The sequence below is a fragment of the Pseudomonas sp. DR48 genome (genome assembly GCF_019823085.1).
GTDB lineage: Bacteria > Pseudomonadota > Gammaproteobacteria > Pseudomonadales > Pseudomonadaceae > Aquipseudomonas.
The window spans coordinates 547,757-560,186 of record NZ_CP081946.1 but is presented as its reverse complement, the minus strand read 5'-3'; the positions used below and the strand labels follow the sequence as shown (position 1 = coordinate 560,186).

Genomic DNA, 12,430 nt, shown 5'->3' with positions numbered 1-12,430 from the left:
AATCAGATGATTAACTGCAGGCTTTCAATCGCTCGGGAGGGATTGAGTAGAAGTACTTTTTTGCCTTTGATTTTCCAGGTGCCTTCGACGTTAATCAGTTGATGCTCGACGGTGACCGGGTAATGCCATTCGCTGTCACCGCGGGCTTCGCAATAGAGCATGTTGGTGCTGCTCCATGCGCTCAGTTCGTCATTTTCCATGCGGACCAACGAACACTGGGCAATATGCAAACTGCGACTCTTGGGCTGTTGCGAGTAGTTGCGCGCATTGGCCAATCGGTTGATTCGCAACGTCGTCAGAAACCGGTCTTCATACAGCAGCGACGACTCATGAAGGGGGCTGGTCTGTTCTCGTCTCAACGGTATCCAGTAGGTGTACTCGGGGGTCAGCAGTTGTTGCCAGGCACTGAAATCTTGTTGGTCCAACAGCTGGATTTCGGTGGCGATCAACTGTTTTATGGCGTGTTTATTGTTCGGATCGAGTTGCATTGTTTTCCCGCATCAAGTGCTGCCAGCTGTTGTAAAAGTTGCGCATCGCCATTTCGCTGGTGCCCGAAACCACCTGGGTCCGCTCATAGGATTCGTTCGATTCAAAGAGTCGCGCCACGTTGACCCACTCGTTGGCGTCACTGCGCAATCCCTCCGTCGCCCGCTCGTACATTTCCACATCATCGTGGGCAACCATCGAGCAGGGGGAGTTGATCAGGTTGTTGTACTGGACGGTTCTTTCCAGCAACTGGATGGGGGCACCCAACAACTCGAAGATCCAGGACTCGACAACGGTCTCTTGGGCGCTGACAGGCTTGATTACCCGCAACGTCTGGATCGGTCCCTTGACCATCAGGTTCGGGAAATAGACGGTGTTGTGTCGGGTGTCTCCGAGAATCTCGGTGGCCTGGCATTCGCCATAGCTCTGGACCATCAGGTCCCAATAACCCGGAATATCGGCATAGGCTTTATGGATTGAGTTGCTGACGCCGGTATGCCCGTGGCCGTTGGGCCAGGTGCGAATGCCCATGCTGGCGAAAAACTCGTAGGACGCCATGAACGGTGAAAACAGTTCGACCGCCATGGGCGAAGGGCTGCTCTGGTCGCTGGTTTCCTTCCACAAGCGGATCGCCTCGCCCGCCGAGGACTCATGGGCAATCATCGGGTGACAGGTGTCGGTCTGGTTATCGACGACCATTTTCCAGTTGCAGTGATGTCGGTGCAGGAGCGGCTGGCCAACGACGCGAAGCTGACCCAGGGGCGAGCGCAGCACCATGTTGTCCAGTGTCGATAATGACTCGCCGAAAAACGTGTTGAAGTCGATGCCTTCCACCTGGAGGCGGACAAACACGAAACCACGATAATTCTCCACCGCCGCGACGGCTTGCATGCCTTTGTGGGCTGAGCACGCGCTGAGGTCGCAATCGTCGTATTCCTTCTTCACCGGAATACTCAACAGTTCGCCATCGGTCTTGAATGTCCACGCATGGTAAGGGCAGCGGATGAACCGGCCGACATTACCGCGAGGCTCGGCCAGTACTTTCACACCTTTGTGCGGGCAGCGATTATGCAGAACAACAATCTCGCCATTTTTTTGCCGGACCATGGCCAAGGGTTGTTGTGCAATGTCGGTGGTGAAAAAGTCGCCTGGCTGCGGGATCAGACTGTCGTGCCCCAAATAGCACCAACTGGCAGCGAAGACGCTGTGTTGTTCTTGTTCGAAGAGCTGCTGATCAAGGAAGAGCGATTTGTGCACTTCTCTGCCGTTGAAGTAATTGTCCAAATGGTTTTCCTCGTTAGATCGCCAGCTTCAGGCGTTGGCTTTTGGCCCGGGAGACGCAGGGATAAATCCTTGTGCTACAGGCCGCTTCCTTATCGCTCATGATGAAATCGCGATGGTCGACTTCGCCCTCAAGGACCTCTAGCGCGCAGACGCCGCACTCACCGCGTCGACAGTCATAGAGCGGGTCCAGGCCGGCAGCCTCCAGCGCCTCCAGCAAGGATTGATCTGGATTGACGTTGACGCTGATACCCGACTCGACGGCGTCAATCACAAAGGCCGACGCATCGTCTTCACGTACCACATTGAAGATTTCAAAATGGATGCGCTCGCGGGGCAGGCCATTGGCTTCGGCATGGCAAAACACGTCGTTGAGCATCGATTGCGGACCGCAGACGTAGAGCCGGTCGTGTGGCGAAAGGTCAGCCAGTACCTGGCTGACAGAGCGGCGGCCATCGGGCTGGCTGGAGAAGTGAAAGTGCAGGCGCTCCTGCAACAGTGCCTTCATTGGCAAGGCATAGGCCGCGTCGTCGTCGCTCCTGGCGAAATAGTGCAGGTGTGCGCTTCGATTCAATGACGAGAGCTGATGAAGGATCCCGGTCAGCGGCGTAATGCCTATGCCGCCAGCAATCGCAATGTCCCTGCCGACGCCTTCAACGAGCGGGTAGGTGAACGTATTGAACGGGCCGTCGAGCTGCACTGTGTCGTTGACTGCCAGCGAACGGATGTAGCGACTGCTGACCGAGTCGGCAGTGAGCCGGATGGCAAAGACGACGCTGCCTTGCGGCGTAGTGCGGTCTGCCAGCTGTACCGTCGAGTAGTGCCGCCATTCATTCAGTTCGGGGATGAACCATTTGAAATGTGCGCCCGCTGCCGGCACCGCACACCCCGCTATTAGCGGGCTGACGGTGATTTCCTTGATCGAGGCCGAGAGCATTTGGCAATCAGTGATTGTGTAGTTCATACAAGAATCAGCTTTCCTGGCTTAACGGCGTTTCATGCAGGTAAATCCATTGGGCGTTGTTGTGATGCATGCCAATGATCGCCACCGAAACCCGTGAGCTTTCGCGCTGGCCGAGGCGATGGGTTTCCTTGTAGCGAATCGCCACGCTGTTGCCTTCCTGCCAGACCGTCTGCAAGTCGCTGATGACGATCTCCAGGCCTGGCTTGGCGCCGACTGCTCCCTTGAACATCTGTTCGACCGTCGCCCGGCTGACAATGGCGGCCGAGGTGGTGACCATGGTGAAGTGTTCGGCAAAGGCCGATATCAGCGGTTCAAGCGCGGCCTGCCCCTTACCGTTTGCGTCGGTGAACAGGGTGTGGATCAGCTCGTGCACGTGATGAATGCTGTGGTGCGCCTGTTCAACTATTTTGTTGTGCATGACAGTCCTTTTGAGTGTTCAACTGACTCAGTTGAAAGAGTGGGAACAGGCCTACCAGCGCGGCGATGGCAAAGGTCACGTGGTAGGCCTGGGTGGTATCGAAATGCTTCAAGAGAAGGTTGAAAACCATCAGGAAGAGGGCCGCGCCGATGCTGAATGACATCTGTCGGTTGATGTTCCAGATGACACTGGCCTTGTGGGTGTCATTGCTCTCGAAGTCCATCAGCGACGTGGTTTGTGCTGTGTTGGCACCGATGCCGCCGCCGATCCCCATCAAGCTGTAGGCGATGACAATCACCAGAAAGTCTGAGGGATCGTTCACCAGTAACAGGGTGGCAATGCCGGCGCTGTGTAACAGCATGCCCAGGGCAAACAGCCGCTTCGCGCCCATCCGGTTATAGACCCGGCCACAGATCAGCATCGCGATGAACGCGCCGATGGCGTAGAGGATCATGAACATTCCTGTCAGTCGGGCGCTGAAGTGCAGGGTGTTTTGCAGAAAGAAGATGCTCATCAAGTTGACCCCCGTGAACACACCGGGAATCGCGTAATAGATAAAGATGGAGGTGCTGAGTTTTTTGCTTTTGAGCAGGCTCAGTTCAATGATCGGGTTTTTGCAGGTGCGGTAGTGCAGCCCGTACAGCACTACCAAAGCAACGCCGGCCATGATGAAGAGGGCGGCCACCCATGCCGGAGCGTCACCGCCATACAACGACATGCCCATCAGCAGGCTGCCGAGTGCCGCGCTGACTAGCAGCAAGCCCTTGATGTCGGGCCGGGGCAAACTCGTCGGGCGCGCTTCGTTGATCCAGAACCAGGACAGTAATGCCGCGATCATCGAGAACGGGATGTTGCTGTAGAACACCCAGCGCCAGGAACTGCTGTCGACGATGACACCGCCGATGGTCGGTGAAATGGCGGGCGCTATCAGGGCAACGGCCATGACCAATGTGGATATTTTCGCCCGCTGCTCGCCCTTGAACAGGTTGAACGTCAGCGCTTGGCCGACTGGAATCAAAAGGCCGCCGCCAATCCCCTGGACGAAGCGCCAGATCACCAGCTCGTTGAAACTGTTGGCTAGCCCGCACATCCACACGGAAGCGGTGAATACGATCATCGAGGCGGTGAGGATTTCCCGGCTGCCAAAACGACCGGCCAGCCAGGTGCTGACCGGGATGATCAGTGTCAGCCCCAGAATATAAGCGTTAGCCACCCAGGCAACGTCTGAAGTACTAACGTGCAGCGCCGCCGATATACTCGGTAATGCGACCGCCGACATAAAGATGTTAATGCAGTCTATAAAAAAGCCGATCAGGAATATCAGTGCAACTTTGTAGCGATAGGTCATGTTGTTTCCCCTTTGCCGCAAAGCATAGGGGCGGTGGACTTGAACTGTCGATACGACTATCCTTGAAACAATGTTTGACGGGATTTAACAGTGAGCCATATTGCTATGCACACTCATCTTAATCGGGTCCAGACATTCCTGGCCGTGGTCGATTTTGGTTCTTACACCAAGGCTGCCAATTACCTGAGCATCAGCAAGGCCATGGCTAGCCTGCATGTCAAGGCGCTGGAGGACGTGCTGTCAGCGACGTTGTTGATTCGAAATACCCGAAATATATCCCTCACCGAAATCGGTCAGGACTTTTATGAAGAGTTCAAAGGTATTGTTGCGGACATCGATAACGCCTTCGATAATGTATTAAAAGGGCATAATCGGGTGTCCGGAAAGTTGCGCTTCAGTTCTACCAGTGAATACGGTGAGGCCTATATTCTTCCGTTGATACCGCAATTTATAGAGCGCTATCCAGAAATAAAACTCTGTTATAACTTCAACTCGTCACTCAATGATCTGGTGGCGGAAAAGTTAGACCTGGTTATCCGTTTAGGCAACTTGGCGGACTCGGCTTTCAAGAGCCGTAAACTGGCGGATTATGAAATTGTCCTGGTGGCTACCGAGGCGTTTCTTTCACGTCACCCGGTGCAGAATCCTCAGGACCTGAATTCGGTGCCGTGGATCGCCAACAGCAACCTGCCGGCACCGACCCAGTGGGCGCTGCGCCATCCGCAATTGGGGGCTGTCGAGATCAACGGGATCAATCAGTTTGAATCCAATTCTTCCACGGCCATCCGCTCCATGACGTTGTCGTCGCTAGGCGTCTCGGTGCTGCCCGCCTGGGTGGTCAAGGACGACATCGCCAGAAAGCGGCTGCTCCGACTGTTGCCCGACTATTCGCTGCCCTCGCAGTCCGTCAACGTGGTGTTTCCCAACAGCCCGCATTTGCCCCACAAATCGAGGGCGTTCATCGATTTCCTGTTGCTGCATCTGGCGCAGTAAGCACCTACAAAAAAGCCCCTGAATCGTGAGATTCAGGGGCTTTTCTTTAACCGGATTACCGATCAGGCCGCTTCGATTTTGCTACGGTTCTGCTCGACCTTGCTCAGGTAATCCGCCAGTTTCTGCTGTTCCGCCGGGGTGGTGAACAAGCCCAGCTTGCTACGGCGCCACAGAATGTCGTGCGCGGTCGTCGCCCATTCATCGCTGCACAAGTAGTCGACTTCACGGGTGTAGAGACCGCCACCGATGTGCTCGCCCAGGTCGCTGAGATTCTGCACGCCTTCGAGCATGCGCCAGGTACGGCTGCCATAGGTGGTGGCCCAGCGGCGGGCGATCTCGGTCGGCACCCAGTCGTACTTGTCGCGAATCAAGGCGCACAAGGCCTGCGGGGTGGTCATGTCTTCACCGCCCGGCAGGGTGGCGGTGGCCGTCCAGCTTGGCTTGATGTGCTTGAAGTACGGAGCGAGTTGAGCCAGCGCCGACTCGGCCAGCTTGCGGTAAGTGGTCAGCTTGCCGCCGAACACCGACAGCAGCGGCGCTTCTTCGCCGGTGCCCGACAGTGCCAGGGTGTAGTCGCGGGTGACGGCCGACGGGTTGTCGGATTCGTCGTTGCACAGCGGGCGAACCCCGGAGTAACTGTGCAGGATATCCTCGCGGCTGATCTGCTTCTTGAAGTGAGCGTTGACCACTTTGAGCAGGTAATCGGTTTCGCCTTCTGTGATCGCCACTTTGGCCGGGTCACCGGTGTACTCACGGTCGGTGGTGCCGATCAGGGTGAAGTGGTTCAGGTACGGAATCGTGAAGACGATGCGCTGATCTTCGTTTTGCAGGATGTGCGCGTGTTCACCTTCGTACAGCTTCGGCACGATCAGGTGGCTGCCCTGGATCAGGCGGATGCCATACGGCGATTCCATCTTCAGGTCGTCACGAATGAACTTGGCGACCCACGGGCCGGCCGCATTCACCAGTGCCTTGGCGCGAATCGAAAACAGGCTGCCATCGGCGCGTTCCAGGTGCAGGTGCCACAAACCCTTGGTACGACGAGCGCTGACGCAACGGGTCTGGGTGTGGACATGGGCGCCTTTCTCGCGGGCGGCCATGGCGTTCAACACCACCAGACGCGCGTCGTCGACCCAGCAGTCGGAATATTCGAAGCCCTTGGTGATTTCGCTTTTGAGCGGGCTGTCGGGACCGAACTTCAGGCTTTTCGAACCTTCCAGTTTTTCCCGCTTGCCGAGGTGGTCATACAGGAACAGGCCCGCGCGGATCATCCACGCCGGGCGCAAGTGCGGACGGTGCGGCAGCACGAAACGCATTTGCTTGACGATGTGCGGAGCCTTGGCCAGCAGCACTTCGCGCTCGGCCAGTGCTTCGCGCACCAGACGGAATTCGTAATGTTCCAGGTAGCGCAAGCCACCATGAATCAGCTTGCTGCTGGCTGAGGAGGTGTGGCTGGCCAGATCGTCCTTTTCACAAAGGAATACCGACAGACCGCGACCGGCGGCATCCGCTGCGATCCCCACGCCATTGATCCCGCCACCGATGACGGCAACGTCGTAGACCTCAGCGAGAGGGGGCGTAGGCAAAGTAGAAGTGGGCATCGGCAGGCCTCGGGCTTTTTTGATTTTCTGTATTGGAATTCGAACATTAATGTTCATTTGCGAAAATGGTAGCCCATAAAGCCGCCCACAGCCAGTCAACTTCGATTGAAAATACTGATCGAAGGGGCGTCAAAGGAAAATTTCCGAACATTTAAACGCGCGAAAGGGCGCAAGAAGTGTGTTGCACAGGCGATCGCCATCGCGGGCAAGCCCGCTCCCACAAGGTTTTAAACGGTCCTTGTGGGAGTGGGCTTGCCCGCGATGGCGTCGGTATGAGCGACGAGGATCTGAAGGGGTTAAACGACTTCCAGCCGAATCTTGTGCTGACTCAGCAACTGCGCCAGGGCTGGCGATGGTGGCTGATCGGTCACCAGGCAATCGATCAAACTAATCGGCCCGAGGCGAATCATGGCGTTGCGCCCGAATTTGCTGGAGTCCGCTGCCAGAATGACCTGACGCGCATTGGCGATGATCGCCTGCGACACCCGCACTTCCTGATAATCGAAGTCCAGCAGGCTGCCGTCTTCATCGATGCCGCTGATGCCGACCAGTGCAAAGTCGACCTTGAACTGATTGATGAAATCGACACTCGCCTGACCGACGACACCACCGTCGCGCCGCACATTGCCGCCAGTGAGCAGGACGTCGAAGTCGTCCTTGGCGCTGAGCATCGAGGCGACGTGCAGATTGTTGGTGATGATTTTCAGATGATTGTGATTGAGCAGCGCCCGGGCAATCGACTCGGTGGTGGTGCCGATGTTGATGAACAGCGAGGCGTGATCAGGGATCTGGGCCGCAATGGCTTCACCGATACGCTGCTTTTCATCGCGCATTTGATCGGCGCGCATGGCGTAGGCGGTGTTTTCGACACTGGAATCGTAGGCAGCGCCGCCATGGTAGCGACGCAGCAAATTGGCTTCCGCGAGCTGATTGATGTCGCGGCGGATGGTCTGGGGTGTAACGACGAACAACGTAGCCATTTCCTCGATGCTGACGTAGCCGCGTTCACGGACCAGCTCGAGGATCTGTTGCTGACGGGGAGGCAGATTCATGGGGCTTCCTTTGGGCTGCCGTGCAAAATTTGCCCATGATGCCGCACGAATCCGCTCCCTGCCAGTTACATACTGATACGAGTCCTCAGCTTGGCTTATTCAGCGCCCTCATGCGGTTCCCAGTCGCGGGTGCGGCTGACGGCTTTTTTCCAGCCGGCGTAGAGTTTTTCCTTCGAGGTTTCGTCCAGGGCAGGTTCGAACTCGCGCTCGATGACCGCCTTGCCGCGCAACTCGTCCAGGCTGCCCCAGAAGCCACACGCCAGGCCGGCCAGGTAAGCAGCGCCGAGTGCCGTGGTCTCGCGCATTTGCGGGCGCTCGACTTGCGTGCCGAGGATGTCGGCCTGGAACTGCATCAGGAAGTTGTTCGCTACCGCGCCGCCGTCCACGCGCAGGGATTTCAGGCGTTCGCCGGAATCCTGTTGCATGGCGTCCAGCACGTCGCGGGTCTGGTAGGCGATCGATTCCAGCGCTGCGCGAATGATGTGATCCACGCGTACACCGCGGGTCAGGCCGAATAACGCGCCGCGGGCATACGGGTCCCAGTACGGCGCGCCCAGACCGGTAAAGGCTGGCACCAGGTAAACGCCGTTGCTGTCCTTGACCTTGTTGGCGAAGTATTCGGTGTCGTGGGCATCGTTGATGATCTTCAGTTCATCACGCAGCCACTGCACGGTCGAACCACCGTTGAACACGGCGCCTTCGAGCGCGTAAGCCACTTCGCCACGTGGGCCGCAAGCGATGGTGGTCAGCATGCCGTGCTTGGATTTCACGGCCTTGTCGCCGGTGTTCATCAGCAGGAAGCAGCCGGTGCCGTAGGTGTTTTTCGCCTGGCCGGGCTCGACGCACATCTGGCCGAACAGAGCGGCTTGCTGATCGCCGGCGATACCTCCGATGGCGATGCCGCTTTTGGTGTGGCCATAGATTTCGGAGGAGGATTTAACTTCCGGCAGCATTTCGCGCGGAATATCCAGCACCTCCAGCATCTTCGCGTCCCACTCCAGGGTGTGGATGTTGAAGAGCATGGTGCGCGAGGCGTTGGTGTAGTCGGTAACGTGCACCTTGCCGCCGGTGAATTTCCAGATCAGCCAGCTATCGACGGTGCCGAACAGCAGTTCGCCATTGCGCGCACGCTCGCGGCTGCCTTCGACGTTGTCGAGGATCCACTTGAGCTTGGTGCCGGAGAAGTACGGGTCGGTGACCAGGCCCGTGGTGTCGCTGATGTATTGCTCGTGGCCGTCGCGCTTGAGCTGCTGGCAGATCTCGGTGCTGCGGCGGCACTGCCAGACGATCGCGTTGTAGATCGGGCGGCCAGTGGTCTTGTCCCAGACCACGGTGGTTTCGCGCTGGTTGGTGATGCCGATGGCGGCGACCTGGTCGTGATGCAGGCCGGCTTGAGCCAGAGCCTCGACCATCACGGCGCTTTGGGTGGCGAAGATTTCCATCGGGTCGTGTTCAACCCAGCCGGCTTGCGGGTAGTGCTGTACGAATTCACGTTGGGCGGCGCAGACCACGTTCGCGTCGCGGTCAAAAATGATCGCGCGGGAGCTGGTCGTACCCTGATCGAGGGCAATGATGTAGTTCTTATTCTGAGTGTCGGTCATGTCGATTGCCTTGGACGAAAAAAGGGAGAGGGATCAGGCGCGCAATCAATTGGGCAGGATCACGCGCCTACGGTATCAAGAAGTTCTTGGTTTGCCGTCAATGGCCGGTGTTGCATCCGTTGTAGCAGGGATGGCGCCGGGCAGATGACGGGCAATCAGCCCGCGATAAGCGGCAGCGCCGAGGCAGGCACCGACAATCGGTGCAAAAATCGGAATCAGGAAATACGGAATATCGCGACCGCCGGTGAGGGAAATTTCACCCCAGCCGGTAAAGAAAGTCATCAGCTTGGGACCAAAATCCCGTGCCGGGTTCATGGCGAAACCGGTCAGCGGGCCCATCGAACTGCCGATCACTGCGATCAGCAGGCCGATCAGCAGTGGTGCCAGCGGGCCCTTTGGCAGACCGTTGTTGTCGTCGGTCAGGGACATGATCACGCCCATCAGGATCGCCGTGATGATCACCTCGACCAGGAAAGCCTGCGCGGTGGACAGGGCCGGGTTAGGGAAGGTGGAGAACACCGACGCTAATTCAAGACTGGCCTGGGTGCCGCGAACCATATGGTGAGTTTGTTCGAAATCGAAGAATAGGTTGCTGTACAGCGTATAGACCAAAAAGGCCCCGCAGAACGCGCCGGCAATCTGGGAGAGGATGTAGAACGGCAGTTTGCGCTTTTCGAAATCGGCAAAAATGCTCAGCGCGATGCTGACGGCAGGATTGAGGTGAGCGCCGGAAACGCCGGCAGTCAGGTAAATCGCCATGCTCACGCCGACGCCCCAGATGATGCTGATTTCCCATAAGCCGAAGCTGGCGCCCGCGACCTTGAGCGCGGCAACACAACCGGTGCCAAAAAAGATCAGCAGCGCAGTGCCCAGAAACTCGGCCATGCATTGGCTGGAGAGCGACGGTTGTTGTAAAGCAGTAGTCATTGAAAACCTCGTTTTTTGTTGTTGTCTGGCGCTTCTTTCGTCATGGCCGAAGCGCGTTTTCCTCCGAGGCAGAATCCCCATTCTGTTCTCGGCCTGCTGCGGGTGCTGCTGTAAGACATTTGGTGCGGTATTCAGATTCGAAAAAATATAGACAAGAAACGCTGCTGTCAAAGGTCGAAAGTGAACTATCAGTCATATTTCAACTATTAGTCACGTGAATGATCGCAACGTTCACGTGGTGGACTGAGCGTGGACGAACGGCAAATCATGTGGCCAGCCCTATGAATGAGTGCCGCAATAGAGCCTTTTGCTGAGCGATGGCCTAGAATTCAGCGCAGTATTTTTCTACTGCCGCCCACGTCTGGAGTTGTCATGACCCCCGCATTGGATTTGTTGAAAAAAGTTCGAGCCGAACATCGCGTGCACAGTTACGAACATGATCCGAAGGCTGCGTCCTATGGACTGGAGGCCGCGGAAAAACTGGGATTGGACCCGGCACGGGTGTTCAAGACCTTGTTGGCCGCCAGTGAAAAAGGTGAATTGCTGGTGGCCGTGGTGCCGGTCGTCGGAAGTCTTGATCTCAAGCACCTGGCTCATGCGGCCGGCGTGAAAAAAACTGAAATGGCTGATCCTGCCGCGGCACAACGCGCGACGGGTTACCTGTTGGGCGGCATTAGTCCGCTTGGACAGAAAAAGCGCCTGCGCACCTTCATCGACAACTCGGCGCAGCCCTTCGACAGCATTTTTGTCAGCGCCGGTCGACGCGGGCTGGAAGTCGAGTTGGCGCCAACGGTGCTGGCTGAACATACCCAAGCGAAATTCGCCGACATTGGCCGAGCCTGAGCCGCTGTATGGCGAAAAATTGCCCGCTCTGTCACTGGTACGGATTGTCTGGCAACGACATGCTCGATGGCCGGACATAAGGAGAAGGTCATGCAGCTAGCGTTTCATCAGGTCGACGCGTTCAGCGATCGGCCATTCAGTGGCAACCCGGCGATGGTCTATCGGCTCGAAGCGTGGCTCGCCGATGAGTTGATGCAGAAGATCGCCGCTGAACACAATCTCGCCGAGACTGCCTTCGTGGTGCGCGAAGGGCAGGGCTGGCAGATCCGCTGGTTCACTCCGACCACTGAAGTGCCGCTGTGCGGTCATGCGACCCTGGCGAGCGCTTATGTGTTGTTTGAGATCTACAAGGAGCCGGTCGAACGCCTGGACTTCATGTGCAAGTCCGGTCCGTTGAGTGTGAGTCGTGAAGGCGAGCGCTTGTGGCTGGATTTCCCGGCCATCGCGCCGTCAGAAGTGGGTGTGACCCTGGATGTCGAACGCGCCTTGGGCGTCGAAGTGGTCGATGTGTTGGGCTCCAATGAATTGTTCGTGGTGCTGGAGTCCGAGCAAGCTGTACTCGATTGTCAGCCCGACATGGTCGCCCTGGCCAAACTGCCGTGGCCGGGCGCCATCGTTACTGCCAAGGGCAGTCGGCATGATTTCGTGTCCCGCTACTTTGCTCCGGCGATCGGTATCAACGAAGACCCGGTGACCGGTTCGACCCATTGCAGTCTGATTCCGTACTGGTCGAAACGGCTGGGCAAGACGAGTCTCACCGCCTACCAGTGCTCGAAGCGAGGCGGGGAGCTGTTCTGTCGGCTGGAAGGGGATCGGGTGAAAATTGGCGGGCAGGCAACGCTGGTTGCGAGCGGAACGCTCATGCTCGGTTAACCACAGGAGCAATTTGGGAGTGAGCAGGCTCGCTCCCACATTT

Annotated in this window: 12 protein-coding genes; 3 read left to right on the top strand and 9 right to left on the bottom strand. The window is 57.4% G+C overall.

All coding sequences use genetic code 11. The features are described 5' to 3' along the window. Positions 1–2: 2 nt before the first annotated feature. Genes K5K95_RS02605 through K5K95_RS02585 form a run of 5 tightly spaced genes read right to left on the bottom strand, consistent with a single transcriptional unit; the run spans position 3 to position 4,497 of the window. Positions 3–488 carry an aromatic-ring-hydroxylating dioxygenase subunit beta gene (locus K5K95_RS02605; RefSeq protein WP_222588267.1) on the bottom strand — a complete coding sequence of 162 codons (486 nt, stop codon included), beginning with the start codon at positions 486–488 and terminating at the stop codon, positions 3–5. Continuing rightward, positions 466–1,770, bottom strand: a complete 1,305-nt coding sequence (locus K5K95_RS02600; RefSeq protein WP_222588266.1) for a Rieske 2Fe-2S domain-containing protein — start codon at positions 1,768–1,770, stop codon at positions 466–468. The genes K5K95_RS02605 and K5K95_RS02600 overlap by 23 nt, the downstream gene beginning before the upstream one ends. 13 nt (positions 1,771–1,783) lie before the next feature. Beyond that, the gene (locus K5K95_RS02595; RefSeq protein WP_222588265.1) at positions 1,784–2,731 is read right to left on the bottom strand and encodes a flavin reductase family protein; all 948 of its coding nucleotides are present in this window, start codon (positions 2,729–2,731) and stop codon (positions 1,784–1,786) included. 7 nt (positions 2,732–2,738) lie between these two features. Then, positions 2,739–3,149, bottom strand: a complete 411-nt coding sequence (locus K5K95_RS02590; protein WP_222588264.1) for a DUF4440 domain-containing protein — start codon at positions 3,147–3,149, stop codon at positions 2,739–2,741. Further along, on the bottom strand, positions 3,130–4,497 hold the full coding sequence (locus tag K5K95_RS02585; RefSeq protein ID WP_222588263.1) for an MFS transporter: 1,368 nt from the start codon (positions 4,495–4,497) through the stop codon (positions 3,130–3,132). Before K5K95_RS02585 ends, K5K95_RS02590 begins: the two co-directional genes overlap by 20 nt. Positions 4,498–4,602: 105 nt before the next feature. Between K5K95_RS02585 and K5K95_RS02580 the strand changes: the two genes are divergently transcribed. After that, positions 4,603–5,490, top strand: coding sequence for a LysR family transcriptional regulator (locus K5K95_RS02580; protein WP_222590272.1), 888 nt, complete (start codon positions 4,603–4,605; stop codon positions 5,488–5,490). Between the two features lie 62 nt (positions 5,491–5,552). Here K5K95_RS02580 and glpD read toward each other — a convergent pair whose 3' ends face one another. The 4 genes from glpD to K5K95_RS02560 all read right to left on the bottom strand — a co-directional run bounded on the left by glpD (position 5,553) and on the right by K5K95_RS02560 (position 10,671). Next, entirely contained in the window at positions 5,553–7,091 is a 1,539-nt protein-coding gene (glpD, locus tag K5K95_RS02575) for a glycerol-3-phosphate dehydrogenase (protein WP_222588262.1), read from the bottom strand. Between the two features lie 296 nt (positions 7,092–7,387). Further along, positions 7,388–8,143 (bottom strand): DeoR/GlpR family transcriptional regulator, encoded by a 756-nt coding sequence (locus tag K5K95_RS02570; protein ID WP_208669689.1) that lies wholly within the window; start codon positions 8,141–8,143, stop codon positions 7,388–7,390. Positions 8,144–8,238: 95 nt separating this feature from the next. Next, positions 8,239–9,744: a glycerol kinase GlpK gene (gene glpK, locus K5K95_RS02565; RefSeq protein WP_222588261.1), complete on the bottom strand. Its 1,506-nt coding sequence runs from the start codon at positions 9,742–9,744 to the stop codon at positions 8,239–8,241. Between the two features lie 75 nt (positions 9,745–9,819). Continuing rightward, on the bottom strand, positions 9,820–10,671 hold the full coding sequence (locus K5K95_RS02560) for an MIP/aquaporin family protein (RefSeq protein WP_090180680.1): 852 nt from the start codon (positions 10,669–10,671) through the stop codon (positions 9,820–9,822). A 372-nt stretch (positions 10,672–11,043) separates the two neighbouring features. Between K5K95_RS02560 and ybaK the strand changes: the two genes are divergently transcribed. Then, complete coding sequence (ybaK, locus tag K5K95_RS02555) at positions 11,044–11,514, top strand: Cys-tRNA(Pro) deacylase (RefSeq protein ID WP_222588260.1); 471 nt, start codon at positions 11,044–11,046, stop codon at positions 11,512–11,514. 90 nt (positions 11,515–11,604) lie between these two features. After that, positions 11,605–12,387, top strand: a complete 783-nt coding sequence (locus tag K5K95_RS02550) for a PhzF family phenazine biosynthesis protein (protein WP_222588259.1) — start codon at positions 11,605–11,607, stop codon at positions 12,385–12,387. Positions 12,388–12,430 lie beyond the last annotated feature (43 nt).